We start from the raw sequence: 17,954 nt of genomic DNA, 5'->3' as shown, positions 1-17,954 counted from the left end.
CTGTGACCTTATTTCCGGGGCAGACCGAGAATCATCTGCGCGATGATGTTGAGCTGGATCTCCCTGGTCCCGCCGCCGATCAGCTCGGCCGGCAGGTGCAGGTAGGGTTCCACGACCGCGGCGTCCGGGTCGTCGACCATCGCAACCTGTCCGGTCAACTGCAGTGTGGCCTGGAAGGTCCGCCGCAGCAGCACGTTCATCGCGACCTTGGCGATGCTGGACGCCGGACCCGACGCCTGCCCGTCGAGCAGCCGAATGGTTTCCCGCACCCCGAGCGCCCTGATGGCGTTGGTGTAGGCATCGAGCTCGCCGAGCTCGCGCAAGGCGTCGTCACGGTCCGGTCCAGGTTGGGCGGCGAGCCGGCGGAGCGCGATGGCGCGGTCGAACTTGACGTATCCGCTGATGGCGGAACGCTCTTCGGCCATCGTGGCGATCGCGAGGCTCCAGCCGTCGGTGGCGCCGCCCAGCAGCATCTCGTCGGGGACGAAGACGTCGTTGAGGAACACTTCGTTGAAGTGGGCCTGTCCGGTGGCCGTCTTGATCGGCTGGATTTCGATGCCGGGCGATCGCATGTCGAGGATGAAGTAACCGATGCCGCGGTGCTTGGCGGCTTCGGGGTCGGTGCGCGCCAGCAGGGCACCCAGGTCGGCGTACTGCGCCAACGACGTCCAGATCTTGTGACCGTTGATCCGCCAGCCGCCGTCCACCTTGGTCGCCCGGGTGGTCAGCGACGCGAGGTCGGAGCCGGCGCCCGGCTCGCTGAACAGCTGGCACCAATGAATCTCGCCTCGTTGAGTCGGCGGGATCAGCTTTTCCTGCAGGTCTTTTGGCGCGGCGGCCATTACCGAGGGCAGGATCCACTCGGCGATGTTCAGCGACGGCCGAACCAGCCCGGGCCGCTTGGCGAACTCCTCGTCGATGATGAGCTGTTTCAACGGGCCCGCATCCACACCCCATGGCGCCGGCCAGTGCGGCGCCATGAGACCGGCGTCGGCGATCAACGTGCGTTGCGGCCCGGAGGCCTGGTCGGCGTAGTCGCCGTGCGGTGCGGGCTTGTCGTTGCGCAATTGCATTGCCGCGTCCAGCGTCTCGGCGACCCAGGAGCGAAATTCTGATTCCGCGTCGCCGAGATTCACCGACATGTCGCGCGTCTGCGTGCACGCGAGCTCCCCCAGCCGCCGCGCCCAGCGATTCGCCGGACCTATCCATCCCGCCAGGCTGATGGCCCGTCGCCAGTACAGGTGCACGTCGTGTTCCCAGGTGAAACCGATGGCCCCGAGCATCGTCAGGGCGTCGAGCACCAGGTCCGGGATCGGCGAGACCGCGATGGTCGCCGCCCCGGCCGCCGCGAGGCGGTGCTGGTCGAGCGATTCGTCGACGGCGCGGACCGCGTCCCAGGCCGCCGCGGTGGCCAGCTCGCTGTTGACCAACAGCATGGCGGCGTTGTGTTGCAAGGCCTGGAACGTCCCGATCACCTTGCCGAATTGTTCTCGGATGCGTAAGTGCGCGGTGACCGCCTCGACGCACCACTGCGCGATGCCGGCCATCGTGCTGGCCACCAGACCCACGGCGATGCACCGCGCGCGGTCGGGGTCGATGCCGCTCAGCACCTCCGTCTCGGTCGCTCGGTAGTCGTCGAGCCGTAGGATCCCGGCGTCGGCGACGAGGTCGGTGCCGGACACGGGTTCCACTGTGGCCGCAGGATTTTCGGGGTCCACCAGCAGCCAGACGACGTCGCCGTCATCGCTCTGGGCGCCGACCAGGATTGTGCGCGCCGCACACACACCCTGAGTGACCGGCGAGGCGCCAGTGACCAGCCACCGCCCGCCGTCGACGCGTGCACAGAGGTTGTCGCCGGGAAGCACGGTCGCCGCGGTGGCGCCGCCCGCCAGGTCGCGCAGGAAAGACTCCGCGAGCGGCGTCGGTTCGGCGAGCAGCGCGACGGCTCCGGTGGTCACCGTCGGCAGCAGCGGTCCGGGCAGCAGAGACTTGCCCGCCGATTCCAGGACGCACGCCGCGTCGATCGGCCCTCCGCCCTGACCACCGAGATCTTCGGGCAGGTGCACGGCGTGGAAACCGTTGGCGACCAGGGCATCCCACCAGCCGGGTACGCGACCGGCCGCGAGGTCGTCGAAGTGCTCCCGCGTCGTGGCAATGGGAGCATTGCGGGCGGCGAACTGCGCCACCGCGTCGCTGAGCTCCTGCTGCTCCGGACTCAGTCCCAGGGTCACGAGGACGGCCGAGAGATAACTGGCGTGGGCCGCACGAAGTGCTATCCTTTCGTCACAAGACGGACCGTCTCGTCTTGTGGAAGAGTACCGGCGCGAGTCAGGATATGTAAAGCGCGCCCGATCCCCGGCTCGCGGCTTTCGATCTGAGTTCGCAGAAGCGAGGACCACCCGATGCCAACCGATCTGAGCGGGGTGAACGCGCAGCAGAGCTCGCCGAGGAGGCGCAGCGAGAAGTCTCGCACGGCGATCGTCACCGCGACGCGCGAACTGCTGCTCGAGCGGGGATTCGACGGGCTGACCATCGAGGCGGTCGCCGCGCGCGCCGGCGTGGGCAAACAAACCATCTATCGCTGGTGGCCCACGCGCCCCGCGCTGGTAGCCGACGTCATGCTCGAAGACGCCGACAAGCTGCTCTCGAAGGTCAACCACGGCGACAACCTCAGCACCGACCTGGTCGGCTGGGTGGGCAAGCTGTTCGCCAGCCTGACGACGCCGCGGGGTTCGGCCATGCTGCGCACGCTGACCGTCGCCTGCATGGAACACGAGGACACCGCGGTCAAACTGCGCGCCGGATTCAGTGCGCCCCTACATGAGAGGGTGCGGGCCCGGCTGCTGGTCGACGGCATCGACGAGGCCACCGCCGAGTCGGCGGCGGACGCGATCGTGGGCGGGGTGGTGTACCCGATCCTGTCCGGCGCACAGTCCTATTCACGCCGGCGAGCCGAACGGACCACCCGGCTGATCGTGGCAGCCCTCACCGGAAGCTGAGCGGTTGCGCCGACCGTGAGCGAACACCGCTGCGGCGCTTGGTGTCTGCGAGCGGGTAGGCTCGCCGAGAGGCGACGGGAGCGGCGATGGACGATTGCCTGAAGCTCACCACCTACTTGGCCGAGCGTAGGCGGACCGGGGACAGCTTTGTCTCCGATGTCCTGCTCGGCTTGTACGCACAGCAGCGCATCGCGTGCGGCGTCCTGCTGCGCGGCATCGGCGGGTTCGGCACCGGTCACTACCTGCGCACCGACGAGTCCCTGACGTTGTCGGAGGACCCGCCGGTGGCGATCATCGCGGTCGACACGCGAGCGAAGATCGAGGCCCTGCTCGACTCGGTGCTGTCCGTCAAGCAGCGCGGCCTGGTCACACTGGAGCGCGCCCGGCTGCTCCATGAGCACATCGGGACGCCGCAGCTGCCCGAAGATCTGCGCGACGCCGTCAAGCTGACGATCTACGTCGGCCGCAAGCAACGCGTCAACGGCTCACCCGTCTACATCGCCCTCTGCGACCTGATGCACCGGCGCGGCCTCGCCGGCGCCACGGTGCTGCTCGGAGTGGACGGCGTCGCGCACGGAGAACGCCAGCGCGCCAACTTCTTTGGGCGCAATGCCGACGTCCCGATGATGATCGTCGTCGTCGGATCCGGTGAGCGGATCGGTCGCGTGCTCCCGGAGCTCGGCGAGCTGCTGCGCAGGCCCCTGTTCACCCTCGAGCGGGTTCGGGTGTGCAAACGCGACGGCGAGTTCCTGGAGCGGCCGCACGCCCTGCCCGGCGTCGACGAGCGGGGTTTGCGGCTGTTCCAGCAGCTGACGATCTACACCTCCGAGTCGGCCCACCACGGCGGTGTGCCGATCCACCGCGCGATCGTCCAGCGGCTGCGCCAGGCCAAGACCGCGGACGGCGCGACGGTGCTGCGCGGGGTCTGGGGTTTTCACGGCGACCACCCGCCCCACGGTGACGCCCTGTTCTCGCTGACCCGCCGGGTGCCCGTCGTCACCATCGTGATCGACACCCCGGCCAACATCGCCGAATCGTTCGCCATCATCGACGAATTGACCCAACACGAGGGCCTGGTGACCAGCGAGACGGTGCCGGCTCTGGTGTCCGACGAAGGCGACGGCGACGCCGGGCCACCGCGCATGGCCCAGCACCGCTACTAGCTCAGCCGGCGACGGACGCGTCGTAGATCGACTGGATGGCCTTGTCCAGGGTGGCGTTGAACTGCTCGTCGGACTGGTCGGCGGTCAGGCCCTCGGTCAGCGCCCGGCTGAAGCTTGCGATCAACCCGGTGTTCTTCGCCAGCAGGTCGTTGGCCTCCTCGCGGGAGTAGCCGCCGGAAAGGGCGACCACCCGCATCACCTTCGGGTGCTCGATCAGGGGACGGTAGAAGTTGACCTCGGTGGGCAGGCTCAGCTTGAGCATGACGCGCCGGCCCTCGGGGACGGCGTCGAGCTGCTGGGTGATCTCGTCGCGCAGGATGCCCTCGGCCTCGGCCTTATCCGAAATCGAGATGGTGACCTCGGGCTCGATGATGGGCACCAGACCGTGCGAGAGCACCTGGTGGCCCAGCTCGAATTGCTGGGCGACGACGGCCGCGATGCCTTTGGGGTTGGCGCCGCCGATCACCGACCGCTCCTTGGTGCCGAAGACACCCAGGCCGGCGGCCCGGTCCAGCAGCTCGTCGAGGCCGGGGATGGGCTTCATCAGCTGAACGTCGTCGGACGCGTCGGCCAGGCCCTTGTCGATCTTGAGGAACGGCACCACGCCCTTGGTCTCCCACAGGTAGGTGGTCGACGGCTTGCCCGCGATCTCACGGTCCATGGTCTGCTCGAACAGGATCGCCGCCAGCACACGGTCGCCGGTGAACGCCGGGGACGTGATGATCCGCGAACGCATCTGGTGAATGAGGTCGAACATCTCCTTCTCGGAGGAGTAGGCGTTGTCCTCGATGCCGTAGAGGCGCAGCGCCTTGGGCGTCGAACCGCCGCTTTGGTCGAGGGCTGCGATGAATCCCTTGCCCGACGTCATCCGTTCCGCTTGCTGCTGGTTCGACATTGAACTCTCCCGGTTCCTCATGGCCCTCACGGGCACGCACGCCCGGCCCGTGCCCGCGCGCTCAAGTCTGAATCGTGCCGATCATATTCGGCCACTTCGAGCCCGAGCAGGCAGGTCGGCGGACTGCGATTTCGGTCTCAGCCCCGGTCTGGCTGCCCGGCGCCGGCCTTGGTTCGCCACAGCGCCATGCGGTCCAGGAGCCGGTCACGCAAGACGAGCGTGTGGAAGAGTACCGCCGTCATATGGGCGGTAAACGCGAGGAACAGCAAGAGCGCGAGGGCGCCGTGGCACTCCCGGAGCAGCGCGAAAACGTCGATGCTGTGCGGCGCGATGCCGGGCAGCGCGAGCGGCCCGAAAAGGGTGATCGGGAACCGCGCCGCCGACAGCATGGCCCACCCCGTCACGGGCTGCACCAGCAGCAGGCCATAGAGCAGGTACTCCGACCACGTCGCGATGCGGCGTTCGGTTTTGCTCATGGTGGCCAGGAACGCCGGTGGCCGGTGTCTGAGCCGGTTCCCCAGCCGGACCAGGGCGAAGGCGAGGATCAGCAGGCCCAGGGGCCGGTGGATGGCCAGCAGCAACGGGTAGTAGCTCAGCGCGGCGACCATGGTCACGCCGATCAATAGCTGCGTGATGACCATCGGTGCCATCAGCCAGTGCAGAACACGCGACGGCAGGGTGAACCGCGTCGCGACGGGCGCCGGCGTCATTGCAGGACCGCTTCGACGTCGACCGCGCTGGCCGTTTTGGGCTCCTGGGCGCGACGCGTGAACGAACGGGCGTACACCGCCGACCGCGCCGCGAGCAGCGGGTCGTCGGAGGCCGTGATGCCGTCGGGCAGCACCAGGGGATCGAAGTTGATGTCACGCGCGTTGCCGGCCTCCTCCGTCTGGACCGCGGAGATGGTGATGGTGCCCGCGTCGACGGTGCGTCGTGTCGCCGGCCAGGGTTTGGTGGCGTCGTGGGTCGGATCGCCCGGCTCACCGATCGTGAGCACCAACTGCCAGCTCAGCGGCGTGTGCGCCAGCGTGCGGATCACGGCGTCGAACAGGTAGTCCTTGGCCGGTGCGGGCGCCGTGACATCGGGGCCTTGCTGCGGAATCGCGGACCAGCGCACCGGCACCGTCGCGCCCACACCGTTGGTGAACCGGAAGGCGTTCAGCCCGTGGAAAGCGCTGTCGGCGAATCCCGCGCTCGGCGGTGCCTGCTTGATGATGCGCATGGCCGCGGCGGTCTCGGGATGGCGCTGCAGGAAGGCCGCCATCTGCTGCGGGTCGGGCTTGCCCGTGCCCGGCATCGGCTTGGATGCGAGCAACCGGTCGTAGAACCCCTGGGGTGTGCTGTCCGGAAAGACCGGAATGTTGATCATCGCGGTGCGCCACTGCCGACCGTCGGGCCCGTCGAACAGCAGCCCCAGCCCGCGCACGGTGTCGAGCTTGTCGGGCTGGTCGGGCAGCCCGCCGGACAGCGAGAACCGGCCGATCAGCGGAACGCTCCCGCGCCGGAAGACCGCGGCCCGGCAGATCGCCGCGGCCGCTCCACTGCTGACGAACGTTCCGGTGGCGCTCAGGCCCTTGGCGTGGTTTCGCCGGAAGCCGTCATGACGGCCGTACACGTGCTCGAAGCGATCCGTGAACCGGGGCGGGGTCAGCGCGCCGGGGCGCAACCTGCCGCCGGCATAGGCGAAGCCGCCCACGTCGACCGCCGCGACTCCGGCTACCGCGCCCATGCCCAGTAGCGCGCGTCGCCGATTCAGCGCGCCGAACTGCGGCGGCGGGGGCGCGGGCTCCGCGGGGTCGTCGGGCCGCTCGTCACCGTGTTGTCCGACGCCGCGATCACCGGGTTCCACGGCCCACCGTCCTTCCCGTTTGTGCAGGCCACACCGTGCCGGCTGGGAACGAAACCGGTGGAAGCAATTCACGCACGGGCCGATGCCCCGTGCAACTTCTGCGCCGGCCGTCACGCACATCCGGACTACGTCGCGGCGCCCGAAATCGTTCAGCGTTTTGAGCGTGGTACGCCGCGTGTCCTACCATTGGCTAAACACTTGTAGCTGTATCTGCATTTGGTAGCGCAGATCGACGGGGTGCGTTTCCTCCGTAGGCAAAGCGTGTTCCCGACGGGTTGAATCCACAGCCCTCGGTATGGCAGTTGCTATTTTCGAAAGCTAGCGGTGTCCCGCACGGGACCGAATGTGAGTGAAAGACCATGGGCGAACAATCCGGCGAAGTCGTCGATCCAACCGCTTTTGAAGTGGGCAAACACCAGGTAGATCAGGCAGTCGTGCTGACCGTCTCCGGCGAAGTCGACATGCTCAGCTCGCCGCTGCTGGCCGATGCCATCCAGACCGCGCTGGCCACCAAGCCCGCGGCGCTGATCGTTGATCTCTCCAAAGTCGGTTTCCTGGCCTCGGCCGGGATGACCGTCCTGGTGACCGCGCAGTCGGATGTTGAGCCGCCGACGCAGTTCGCGGTGGTTGCCAACGGCTCGGCCACCAGCCGGCCGATCAAACTCATGGGAATCGACAGCGTGCTCTCGCTCTACAGCAGCCTTGACGGTGCGCTGAGCGGTATCAGCGGTGAGTGAGCCTCGACAGGGTGGGGACGCAACCGGAGACGATGGGACGCTCTGATCAGCCGCAGAACGTATCGAACATCGATGATCGATCCCGCTTCGTGCGGACGCGAGTGGCCGCCGACGCGCGCAACGCTGCGCGGACCCGTGCCGAGTTTGGGGTGTGGCTCGGACGGTACTTCTCCCTTGACGACGACCGCTTCAACGACCTGCTGCTTGCGGTGAACGAGGCGATCGCCAACGCCGCGGAATTCGCCTACGTCGACGCCGCGGACCGCGGGACGGTCGACGTGCGAGCGGCCTACGACCGCGATTCGGACACCCTGGCGGTGATCATCGACGACCGCGGCCGCTGGCGGCAGAAGAAGCCGGTCCGGTACCAGCAGCAGATGCGCGGCCGCGGCATCCCGCTGATGGAAGCGCTGGCCGACGACGTCGCAATCGATCGCACGCCGCAGGGTACCCGCGTCACGCTGACCTGGAGCGGCCTGATGGGTACCGGCCGTAGCGCCTGATCAGCCCGACTGCCCCAGCACCTGCTGGATGCGTTCCTCGCGCGGCAGTACCGGCCCGTCGTCGAGGGATTCGGCGATTCCGAGTTCGGTGAGCCCGGCGCCGGTCAGCAGCGAGGTGCCGTAGGCGGCCAGCACGAGTTTCTGATCGTCGCTGTGGCCTTCCTCGACCAGCATCGCGCCGATGAGGCAGATGACGGCCATCTTGAAGGCGTTGAACGCCCGGTACCAGGCCCGGTTCGTGACCGTGATTCCGCTGGCCGACTCGTAATGCGCAAGCAGGGCATCGATGGACAGGGCCGCGGGGTGGCTGTTGAGCCCGACCGGCTGCATCCACAGCATCTCCAGCCAGCCGATGTCGGTGAGCGGGTCGCCGACCGTCGTCATCTCCCAATCGAAGACCGCGCTGACCTCGCCGCCGGCGAAGGCGAAGTTGCCCGGTTTGGCGTCGCCGTGCACCAGCGTGACCGTGGGGCACGGCGCCGGCTTGCCGGCGACCAGTTCCCGGTGCAGCCGCTCCAGGGCGGGCAGGCGGCCGCGCTTGACCCGGTTCATCTCCGCGGCCCAGTGCCCGAGTTCGCGGTCGAGGTGGTCGGCGCCGTCGTCGAGGTTGTACAGGCCGGTCCTGCCCAGGTCGACGGCGTGAATCGCGGCCAGCTGTTCGACCAGGCTCTGACACATCCGCACCACCGTCTGCTCGGCGGCGTCGGCCGGCGGTTCCATCTCGTAGACGTCGCCGCCGACCCGCACCATCACGAAGAACGGCCTGCCGAGGATGTCGCCGGTCGACTCGAGCCACAACGCCCGGGGGACCCGCACCGGCGTATCGGCCAGGGCCCGCAGGATGGTGAACTGGCGGGCAAGGTCGTAGGGCTCCAGCAGCGCGGGCGGCCGGGGGCGCAGCCTCAACACGACGTCCTGGCGGTCGTCCCGACCGCCGCGCCGGGTGACCATGCCCAGGGTCATCATCTCGGCCGAGTGCCCGAAGCTCACCCGGTCGATGCCCTCCAGGCGGACGTCGTCGGCGCCGGGCACCTGCGTGGTCAGCCAGCCGCATAACCGTTGTTCCAGCTCGGCTCCCAGCGTCATTGGCGAGCCCCTTCGCCGTCGGCGGGAAGCCGATCGACCGGGGTTTTGTCCTGGGTGAACGCGGACATGTCCATTGCCGTCCAGTTGGGGTAGCGGTGATAGCCTTGCCCGCCGAGCAGCAATTCGAAGATGCCCCAACCGGTCTCGCCGTCACGCTCGAACCGCATCAGTTGGTCGAGGGCCATCGACTTGCCCTCGGTCTCGGTCAGCTGTTCGGGATTGGCACTGTCCCATGCGAAATGGATGAAGTAGGCCCCATCGCCCAGGTCTTCGTATTGGCAGTGCGTCATCGGCAGGCCGTAATAGGCGTTGACCTCCGGATGGGGCGTGTCGGCGAACACTCGGTGGGCGTTGCCGTCCTCGTCGGTGAAGACGAGCACCGCGCGGGTGGGTCGCTTGCGGTCGCCGTCGAATTCGACCTCGTGCTCGATCTGGACGAATCTTTTCGACAAGGTGCCGTCTGCGTAAGTGATGCCGCCGTCGACGTAATTGACCGTGCCGTCAGATGATTCGATGACCCAGGCCTCGATGGCATGGTCGTCGAAACCGGCGTCGAGCCACAACCAGAAGTCGATCTTGTCGGAGATCCGCACCCCGAAGGTGCGGTCGCGACCGCCATGGAAGCCGTCGACGCTGATGCGCTCCCCGTCGATCTGCACCCATCCGCGCAGGCGCCCCGGTTCTTTCATGTGGTACATGTCGGCAAGCAATTCGCCGTCCTTGCCATGCACCTTCATGGGCAACAGCTCCCACATCGGCGCGGTGGGTTCGTAATACAGCTCCCACTCGATTCCGGAGTTGTTGGGCTCGATGTCCAATCGCCACTTCTTCAGCGGCTCGACGCAGGTCCAGCGCATCGGCCCGGCGCTCAGGTCGCCGCGGTCGCCGCCGCTGACCGGGCGCCCGGACAACAGATCCCAGTGCCGGCCGTCGGCGAGGCTGACCTTGGCGTAGCCCAGCCCGCTCGCGGTGTTGGGATTATTTCCGTAGCCGCTGGCCAGCAGCATGGTGCCGTCCGGCGAGGCGGCGAAGAAATAGCACCGATCCGACCACGTCGGGTCGGAATTGTGCACCTGGTCGAACGTCGTCGGAAGCTGGTGGGTGAAGGACTCGTCCGCGGCGGAGTACCCCATGATCGCCCTTTCTGGCTGTCGAAGTCTTTGTGCTGCAATGGGATTCAATAGCGGCGCGGATCGTGCCGAATGCTGGTCGCGTCAGATAACAAAGCAGCACAACGCATCCCGTAACATCGCCGCCATGGAACCGAGCCGGCGGTGGGGCGACGACCGCGCGATCCTGGACGACGAGGAGGCCCGCAGCCGAATCCTGGACGCCGCGGGCCGCTGCATCGTCCGGCGCGGCAACACGCAGTTCCGGATGGGCGAGGTGGCCGACGAGGCGGGGGTGTCACGGTCGACGGTGTACCGGTACTTCCCTGCCCGCGACGATGTCCTGCTGGGCCTGATGCTGACGCGCGTGGACAGCGCGCTCTCCGATTTGGTGCGCTCGTTGCCCGCCCCCGACGACCCCGTTCGATCGGTGCCCGAGATGGTGCTGGCCCGGGTGGAATCGGTGGACGGCAACGCGCTGAACGAAGCGTTGTTCGCCGCCGAGAGCACCGCGGTGGCCTCGGCCCTCGAGAAGGGTTCGGAACCCATCGTGGAGTTGCTGCTGCGGCATTACGGGCCGCTGCTGGACCGCTGGAAGGCGGCAGGGTTGCTCTACCCCGACGTCGATTTCCGGTCGATCGTCCAGTGGTTGCACACCACAACCCTGTTTTTACTGGCTCCGTCCTGGCGATATCGCCCCGCCGCGGACAAACGAGAATTCGTCGAGCAGTTCGTGGTGAGGGCCCTGGTGCCACAGATCAGACAATAATCGTATATTGTCTGATGTCCAGACGTTCAATTGGTTTTGTCCGACGCCACCGGTGTTAACACACAGCACCGCTGCCGGCTGGCAAATCAGGATGGATGGACATGAAAACTCCCGTGGCACAAGCGTTCTCTGTCCTCGGCCTGGCCGCTCACCTGGGCCGCGGCGTGGGTCGGGTAGCCACCGACGCGGTAGTGGGCGGCCGGTTCGGCCTACCGCGGACGGTCGAAGACATCGAAGCGGCGGTCCTGTCCCGGGTGATGGGAACCACCGTTCGGTCGATTCGCGTCCTGAGCAGGGACGCCGGAACGTCCTCGCGCGGCCGGCTGGTGCTGACCGGCAAGAACGTCCCCGAATCGGTGTTCGTCAAGGTCGCGGCGCAGACCGCCGCCACCCGGCTGATGGGCGAGCTCGGACGCCTCGGACAAACCGAGGTGCGGTTCTATCGTGAGCTCGCGCCACAGGTCATCGGTGTCCCCTATTGCTACGGCGCGGCATTCGACGCCTCCACGGGCCGCTACCTGCTGGTCCTGGAGGACCTCCCGGCCGAGTCGTGCGAGTTCCCGGACACCCTGCACCCGCTGTCGGCCGACCAGGCCAGCCTGATCATCGAGCTGCTGGCCGAGCTGCACGCCACCTTCTGGGGCCGGCTGCCGCGCAACGGACGCGGCCCGACGGGCTGGCTGTACACCCCGTCGGGCGACGTCACGTCGCTGTTGACCGGTTCACTGATGCACACCTCGATCAAGCGCCTCGCCGAGCGCACGACGATCCCGGTGGACAACGGCCGCTTCATCGCGGACAACTACCGCGCCGTCGCGGCACTCATCGACACTCCCCCGCACACCGTCATGCACGGTGACGCCCACCCGGGGAACATGTACTTCCACGGCGGCAAGGCCGGACTGCTGGACTGGCAGGCGGTGCGCAGGGGACACCCCTCCCGCGAACTGGCCTACACGCTGATCACCAGCCTGACCCCGGAGGACCGGCTGGCCAACCAGGATGAACTCCTCGACGATTACCGGCGGGCGCTGGTCGCGGCCGGCGGTCCCGACCTGGACCGCGACGACCTGTGGCTGCGGTTTCGCCAAGGCGCGCTGTACGCATACGTCGCCCCGCTGATCACCACCGGCATGGGCGGAATGCAGGTCGAAGACATCGCGATGGAAGGCCTGCGCCGGGGCGTCGCGGCGCTCGACGATCTGGAAACCGTCGCCGCCCTGAAGAGTTCCTTGTAAGCGCGACCCAATTCGGCTGAGGCTATTGCCTTCGTCGCGCCAAGAGTTACGCTACCTACCGTAGCGAAATGCTGCGCGCCTTACGGCTCAGCCCTTCCCAGACAGCCCACGGCGGCGAAGAGGAGTCTCATGTTCGACCTCAAGATCATCGGTGGAACCGTCGTCGACGGCACGGGCGCGGAACGCTACCCGGCCGACATCGGCATCAAGGACGGCAAGATCGTCGACGTCGTGCGCCGCACCGCCGACGGTCCCGCGATGAGCGGGGAGGCGGCCGAAACCATCGATGCCACAGGGCATGTGGTGGCTCCCGGCTTCGTCGACATCCACACCCACTACGACGGACAGGTCAGCTGGGACAGCCTGCTGGAGCCGTCCAGCGGCCATGGCGTGACGACGATCGTGACCGGCAACTGCGGCGTCGGCTTCGCGCCCGTGCGGCCAGGCAGCGAGCAATGGCTGATCGAGTTGATGGAGGGCGTCGAGGACATCCCGGGCACCGCGCTCACCGAAGGCATCACCTGGGGCTGGGAGACCTACCCCGAGTACCTCGACGCGGTCGGCAAGAAGAAGTTCTCCGTCGACGTGGGCAGCCAGGTCGCGCACGGCGCCGTCCGCGCCTACGCGATGGGCGAGCGGGGAGCGCGCAACGAGCCGGCCACCCCCGAGGACATCGAGGCGATGGGCCGACTGGTTCGTGAGGCGATCGAGGCAGGGGCGCTCGGCTTCTCCACGTCGCGCACGATGGGCCACCGCGCGATGGATGGCGAACCGGTCCCCGGCACGTTCGCAGCCGAGGAAGAGTTGTTCGGCCTCGGCCGCGCCATGGCGGCCGGCGGTCAAGCGGTGTTCGAGCTCGCGCCGCAGGGGGCCGCGGGCGAGGACATCATCGGTCCCAAAAAGGAACTGGACTGGATGCGCCGGCTCAGCGCCGAGATCGACCGCCCGGTGTCCTTCGCGCTGATCCAGGTGGACGCCGATCCGAAACTGTGGCGCGAGATGCTGGACCTGTCGGCGGACGCGCACGCGGCGGGCGCCCGTCTCTATCCGCAGATCGCGGCGCGGCCATTCGGCATGATGATCGGCTTCCAAGGGCATCACGGGTTCAGCCACCGGCCCACCTTCCGTCAGCTGAAGGCCGAGTGCGGCCGCGACGAGCTCGCCCAGCGGCTGGCCGACCCCGCGGTGAAGGCCGCGATCCTGTCCGAGGACGACCTGCCTCCCGACCCCACCTTGTTGTTCGACGGGATGTTCGCCCTGGTGCAGCACTCGTTGGGACGGCTGTACGCGCTGGGCAATCCGCCGGACTACGAGCCGACCCCCGAGCGCACCGTCGCGGCGATCGCGAAGGCCCGCGGCGAGGACCCGCTGTCCACGCTGTACGACCTCATGCTGGAGTCCAACGCGACCAACATGTTGATGCTGCCGTTGTTCAACTACGCCGACGGCAACCACGACGCGATCCGCGAGATGATGCTGCACCCGGCGGGCGTGCTCGGACTTTCCGACGGCGGCGCCCACTGCGGGATGATCTGTGACGCGTCCTACCCGACGTTCCTGCTCACCCACTGGGCGCGGGACCGGCACCGGGGCGAGAAGCTGTCCCTGGAGTACGTGATCCGCAAGCAATCCCGCGACACCGCGCACCTGTTCGGCCTCACCGACCGCGGCACCATCGAGCCCGGCAAGAAGGCCGACATCAACGTCATCGACATGGACGCCCTGACCCTGCACCCGGCGGCGATGGCGTTCGACCTGCCCGCCGGTGGGAACCGAATCCTGCAGGGCGCCAGCGGTTATGCCGCGACCATCGTCAGCGGAACGGTGACCCGCCGCAGGGACGTCGACACCGGCGCCCGCCCCGGACGCCTGGTCCGCGGAGCCCGCTGAGAAATCCCTCGATGGCAACGGCGGCCGGCAATCCGGCGCGGACCCGCGACGAGGACGCCATCGGCACCCCGCCGGAGAACCCGGCGCTGGTGCCCGCCGAGCGCTACTACTCCCCCGCCTTCGCCGCGCTCGAAACACAGCGGATGTGGCCGCGGGTGTGGCAACTGGCGTGCATGGTCGACCACGTCGCGGCACCCGGCGACCATTTCGAATACCGCTGCGGCCCTTACGGTGTGCTGATCGTCCGGGACGACGACGGGGCGCTCCGCGCGTTCCAGAACGTCTGCCGGCATCGCGGCAATTCACTGTGCACCGGATCCGGCTCGGGCCTTCGCGAGGTCAAGTGCGGTTATCACGGATGGACCTGGGACCTGGCCGGAGCGCTCAAGCGGGTGCCCAACCGCAAGGGCTTCGGCTCGCTGCGGATGTCCGACTTTCCACTGATACCGGCTCGCATCGACACCTGGGCCGGGCTCGTCTTCGTCAACCTCGATCCGGGTGCGGTGTCGTTGACCGAATACCTGGAGGCGGTGCCCGACGACATCGCCTGGTGCCACCTGGAGGATTTCCGCTGCTACGCCACGCTCACCGTCGAGGTCGACGCCAACTGGAAGACGATCGCCGACGGGTACAGCGAGACCTACCACATCCAGACCCTGCATCCCGAACTGCTGCGCTGTGTCGATGATATCCATGCGCCGCAACGCATTTGGGGCCATACCGGAAAGTCGGATCAGCCCTACGGTGTGCAAAGCCCACGCTTCGACGGCGCCCTTTCCGACGGAGAGGTCTGGAACGCCTACGTCTACACGCAGGGGGCGCTGATGGGCGCGGCCGAGGGCACGCCGTTCCCCGCCGACGAACGCCGGCCCGGCCAGACGGTTGCCGACCTCATCGCCGACCGAACCCGGGCGTTCGCCGCGAGCCGCGGTGTCGATCTCAATTGGGCTGATACCGATCGGATGACCCGCTTGCATCAGTACAACGTGTTTCCCAACATGACGCTTTTGACCAACGCCGACCACCTGACCGTCATGTGCTCGCGGCCCGCCTCCGACCCCTCCCCCGACAAGGGCGAGCTGATCATGTTCCTGATGACGCGAATGCCGCCGGGCTCGCCGCGTACCAAGCCGACCGACGTCCGCATGGCCGCCGATGCTGCCGATCCCGGTGTGGTGCTGACCCAAGACATCGCGGTGCTTCCCGGCTTGCAGCGCGGCATGCATCAACCCGGCTTCACCCACATGGTGTTGTCCAGCGAGGAACGGCGTGTGATCAACATGCATCGCAACCTGGAGCGCTACCTCGAGTTGCCCACGTCCCAGCAAATGAGCGGCGGTGTGCCGAAGTGATATCTCACAACATAATTCGTGTTCACCGCGCGAAAGTGGCGCCGAGCGATTTACAATCCCGCTTGTGATGACCCCGTCTTACCCCTGGGGGGACGATCGAGGGCAACTTGCGCGGCGGCTTCGGCTGCCATATGAAGCGCTCCGCCGGCGGCGGGCGCTACGTCTGTGCCACAGTTTCGAGCGGGTGGGTGTTCGAACGGCACCGGAGCGGTTGCGCCGAATGCTGGAGGGCGCGCCGCTCGCCACGCACGAACTGATGAACGTGAACTTCGCGTTGATCGCGATCCGGCTCGACCGCGAATTGCGTGCCGCGCGCTACAAGAGGCTCAAGCAACGGGGCATCCGCTCGCTGATGTTCGCCGGTCTGGTCATGGTGGTGCTGAACTTCCTGGTGTGCATGGCCTACCTGCTGCTCAACCTGGCGGAGCAATCGGCGCCGCTGTAGCTCCTCAGCGTGGCGCGACGATGCCGTTGTCGTACGCGTAGACGATCGCGGCGGCGCGGTCGCGCAGATCGAGCTTCCCGAATATCCGCCCGATGTGGCTCTTGACCGTGACGCCCGAGATGCACAGTTGATCGGCGATCTCCGTATTCGACAGGCCCTGGCCGATCAGCGTCAGCACGTCGAGCTCGCGGGTGGTCAGCTCGCCGATCGCGGTGCCGCGCGGCCCGGGAGCCGCCTTGCGGTACGTGGTGAGCACGCGCGAGGTCACCGCGGGATCGAGATAGCTGTCGCCCCTGGCGACCGCCCGCACGGCGCGGATCAACTCCTCGGCCGACGAGTCCTTGAGCACGAAGCCGGCCGCGCCGGCGCGCAGCGCCCCCGACAACAGCTCGTCCTCGTTGAAGGTGGTCAGCGCGAGCACCGGCGGCCGGCCGCCCAGCCTGCGCGTCGCCTCGATGCCGTCGACACGGCGCATCCGCAGATCCATCACGACGACGTCGGGCCGGTGCTGGGCCACCGCCGCGGGCACCTCGTCACCGTCGGCGCATTCCGCGACGACGACGAACCCGTCCTTGCGGCGCAGGATCCGGCGCAGGCCCGACCGCACCAGGTCCTGGTCGTCGACCAGCAGCACGGTGATGTCGGGCGTCGCCGAGTGATCTGGGATCACGCCTTGCACCACCATGGGCGCCAGGCCGTATCGCCTTCCTGCAGCGGGATTTCGGCGCACACCGACCAACCGTCACGGGTGGGGCCGACGTCGATGGCCCCGCCGAGCAGCTCGACGCGCTGGCGCATGCCGCGCAGGCCGCGCCCCTCGGGCGATTGCGCGGCCGTCACCGCCACGGGAAGCAGATTGGTGATGGCGAGCCGCGCCGATACCGGCGAAATATCGAGCACCACACCGGCTTTCGACTCCGGCGCATGCTTGGCGATGTTGGCCAGCGACTCCTGGGTGATGCGGTACAGCGCGAGGCCGACCGCGGGCGACACGTGATCGGTGGGGCCCTCGACGCACAGGCCGACGGCCAGGCCGGCCCGCTGGAAACCCTCGACGAGTACCCCGAGGTCGTCGATGCCGGGTTCGGGCGTGGTCTGCGCGCTCTTGGTGGGCCAGTTGTCGAGCAACCCGACGGTGCGTCGGATATCGGCCATCGCCTGGCGGCCCAGCCGCTCGGCCTGCTCCAGCGCCTCGACCGCATCGTCGACGTCGCGGTCCTGCTGCAGTGCGCGGCGCGCGCCGGTCACATGCAGCAGGGTGATGCTGAGCGAGTGTGCGATGACGTCGTGCACCTCGCGCGCGATGCGCCGCCGCTCGTCGGCCGCGGCGTGCTCGGCCAGCATGTCGTGCGCCTCGATCTGTTCGGCCAGCAACAGCCGCTGGGTGCGCATCAGGTAGCCGAGCAGCCAGCCCACCGCGATGAAACCGAGGTACAACACCACCGTGTCGAGGCGGTGCAGCGCGGACGCGGCGAGCAGTAACCCCGCCGCCGAGAGGGTCGCGAGGAAGCCGCCCAGAACCGAAGCCAATGTCGCGACAACCAAGACCATCAGGACCAACAACGCCGGCGCGAAATCGGCGTGAATGGGCGTCGACGTACCAAACAGCGTCAGCGCGGAGGAGGCCAACCAGGTCGCCCACAACGGCCCCGGGGTCATCTTCATGTTGAAGACGATGAACGCAACCGAGGGCGATAGGGCTATGGCGAACGCGGTCAGCGACACGGGCAGGTCCGTGGCGGGTCGCTGCAGTGTCCCGATCACTCCGCCGAGCACGAGGGCGGCGTCGACGGAGATCAGCGCCGCCCAGGTGATACCGACGGGAATCAGCTCGCTGCGTCGGCGAACCTGTTCCCGCAGGTAATTCGCTGCGGCGTGCGACATCGTCCAATCCTAGAAGAGCTCGGCGCCTCGTCACA

Annotated in this window: 17 protein-coding genes; 9 read left to right on the top strand and 8 right to left on the bottom strand. The window is 67.8% G+C overall.

Annotated features, from left to right (window positions below; translation table 11 throughout):
* Positions 1–8: 8 nt before the first annotated feature.
* Entirely contained in the window at positions 9–2,231 is a 2,223-nt protein-coding gene (locus ACZYVJ_RS15230) for an acyl-CoA dehydrogenase (RefSeq protein ID WP_463831781.1), read from the bottom strand.
* Positions 2,232–2,402: 171 nt separating this feature from the next.
* Here ACZYVJ_RS15230 and ACZYVJ_RS15225 point away from each other — a divergent pair, with 171 nt between their 5' ends.
* Both ACZYVJ_RS15225 and ACZYVJ_RS15220 read left to right on the top strand, forming a co-directional pair.
* Complete coding sequence (locus ACZYVJ_RS15225) at positions 2,403–2,999, top strand: TetR/AcrR family transcriptional regulator (protein WP_463831780.1); 597 nt, start codon at positions 2,403–2,405, stop codon at positions 2,997–2,999.
* Between the two features lie 86 nt (positions 3,000–3,085).
* A complete protein-coding gene (locus tag ACZYVJ_RS15220; RefSeq protein ID WP_463831779.1) occupies positions 3,086–4,162 on the top strand; it encodes a DUF190 domain-containing protein in 1,077 nt (358 codons plus the stop codon).
* Position 4,163: 1 nt separating this feature from the next.
* Here the strand turns inward: ACZYVJ_RS15220 and ACZYVJ_RS15215 are convergent, their stop codons facing one another.
* The 3 genes from ACZYVJ_RS15215 to ACZYVJ_RS15205 all read right to left on the bottom strand — a co-directional run bounded on the left by ACZYVJ_RS15215 (position 4,164) and on the right by ACZYVJ_RS15205 (position 6,906).
* Entirely contained in the window at positions 4,164–5,057 is an 894-nt protein-coding gene (locus ACZYVJ_RS15215) for a fructose bisphosphate aldolase (RefSeq protein ID WP_463831778.1), read from the bottom strand.
* Positions 5,058–5,194: 137 nt separating this feature from the next.
* Entirely contained in the window at positions 5,195–5,767 is a 573-nt protein-coding gene (locus tag ACZYVJ_RS15210; RefSeq protein WP_463831777.1) for a cytochrome b, read from the bottom strand.
* Positions 5,764–6,906 (bottom strand): catalase family peroxidase, encoded by a 1,143-nt coding sequence (locus ACZYVJ_RS15205; RefSeq protein WP_463831776.1) that lies wholly within the window; start codon positions 6,904–6,906, stop codon positions 5,764–5,766. The genes ACZYVJ_RS15210 and ACZYVJ_RS15205 overlap by 4 nt, the downstream gene beginning before the upstream one ends.
* Positions 6,907–7,265: 359 nt before the next feature.
* Between ACZYVJ_RS15205 and ACZYVJ_RS15200 the strand changes: the two genes are divergently transcribed.
* Both ACZYVJ_RS15200 and ACZYVJ_RS15195 read left to right on the top strand, forming a co-directional pair.
* On the top strand, positions 7,266–7,643 hold the full coding sequence (locus ACZYVJ_RS15200) for an STAS domain-containing protein (RefSeq protein WP_463831775.1): 378 nt from the start codon (positions 7,266–7,268) through the stop codon (positions 7,641–7,643).
* Positions 7,644–7,675: 32 nt separating this feature from the next.
* Entirely contained in the window at positions 7,676–8,146 is a 471-nt protein-coding gene (locus ACZYVJ_RS15195; protein ID WP_463833003.1) for an ATP-binding protein, read from the top strand.
* Here ACZYVJ_RS15195 and ACZYVJ_RS15190 read toward each other — a convergent pair whose 3' ends face one another.
* Both ACZYVJ_RS15190 and ACZYVJ_RS15185 read right to left on the bottom strand, forming a co-directional pair.
* The gene (locus ACZYVJ_RS15190; RefSeq protein WP_463831774.1) at positions 8,147–9,232 is read right to left on the bottom strand and encodes a phosphotransferase family protein; all 1,086 of its coding nucleotides are present in this window, start codon (positions 9,230–9,232) and stop codon (positions 8,147–8,149) included.
* The gene (locus tag ACZYVJ_RS15185) at positions 9,229–10,365 is read right to left on the bottom strand and encodes an Rv3169 family protein (protein WP_463831773.1); all 1,137 of its coding nucleotides are present in this window, start codon (positions 10,363–10,365) and stop codon (positions 9,229–9,231) included. The genes ACZYVJ_RS15190 and ACZYVJ_RS15185 overlap by 4 nt, the downstream gene beginning before the upstream one ends.
* A gap of 124 nt (positions 10,366–10,489) precedes the next feature.
* On the opposite strand from ACZYVJ_RS15185, the gene ACZYVJ_RS15180 reads away from it, so the two are divergent.
* From ACZYVJ_RS15180 to ACZYVJ_RS15160, 5 genes are all read left to right on the top strand, one after another.
* Positions 10,490–11,110: a TetR/AcrR family transcriptional regulator gene (locus ACZYVJ_RS15180; RefSeq protein ID WP_463831772.1), complete on the top strand. Its 621-nt coding sequence runs from the start codon at positions 10,490–10,492 to the stop codon at positions 11,108–11,110.
* Positions 11,111–11,211: 101 nt separating this feature from the next.
* On the top strand, positions 11,212–12,348 hold the full coding sequence (locus tag ACZYVJ_RS15175) for a phosphotransferase (protein ID WP_463831771.1): 1,137 nt from the start codon (positions 11,212–11,214) through the stop codon (positions 12,346–12,348).
* 129 nt (positions 12,349–12,477) lie between these two features.
* Complete coding sequence (locus tag ACZYVJ_RS15170) at positions 12,478–14,238, top strand: N-acyl-D-amino-acid deacylase family protein (protein ID WP_463831770.1); 1,761 nt, start codon at positions 12,478–12,480, stop codon at positions 14,236–14,238.
* Between the two features lie 11 nt (positions 14,239–14,249).
* Complete coding sequence (locus ACZYVJ_RS15165; protein ID WP_463831769.1) at positions 14,250–15,590, top strand: aromatic ring-hydroxylating oxygenase subunit alpha; 1,341 nt, start codon at positions 14,250–14,252, stop codon at positions 15,588–15,590.
* Positions 15,591–15,774: 184 nt separating this feature from the next.
* Positions 15,775–16,035, top strand: a complete 261-nt coding sequence (locus tag ACZYVJ_RS15160) for a hypothetical protein (RefSeq protein ID WP_463831768.1) — start codon at positions 15,775–15,777, stop codon at positions 16,033–16,035.
* A 4-nt stretch (positions 16,036–16,039) separates the two neighbouring features.
* Here ACZYVJ_RS15160 and ACZYVJ_RS15155 read toward each other — a convergent pair whose 3' ends face one another.
* Both ACZYVJ_RS15155 and ACZYVJ_RS15150 read right to left on the bottom strand, forming a co-directional pair.
* Positions 16,040–16,720, bottom strand: a complete 681-nt coding sequence (locus tag ACZYVJ_RS15155) for a response regulator transcription factor (RefSeq protein ID WP_463831767.1) — start codon at positions 16,718–16,720, stop codon at positions 16,040–16,042.
* The gene (locus ACZYVJ_RS15150; protein ID WP_463831766.1) at positions 16,702–17,919 is read right to left on the bottom strand and encodes a sensor histidine kinase; all 1,218 of its coding nucleotides are present in this window, start codon (positions 17,917–17,919) and stop codon (positions 16,702–16,704) included. The genes ACZYVJ_RS15155 and ACZYVJ_RS15150 overlap by 19 nt, the downstream gene beginning before the upstream one ends.
* Positions 17,920–17,954 lie beyond the last annotated feature (35 nt).

This window comes from Mycobacterium sp. IDUB_3 (genome assembly GCF_055419585.1).
Note: the sequence above shows the minus strand (reverse complement) of the source record. Positions and strands in the feature narration are given on the sequence as shown.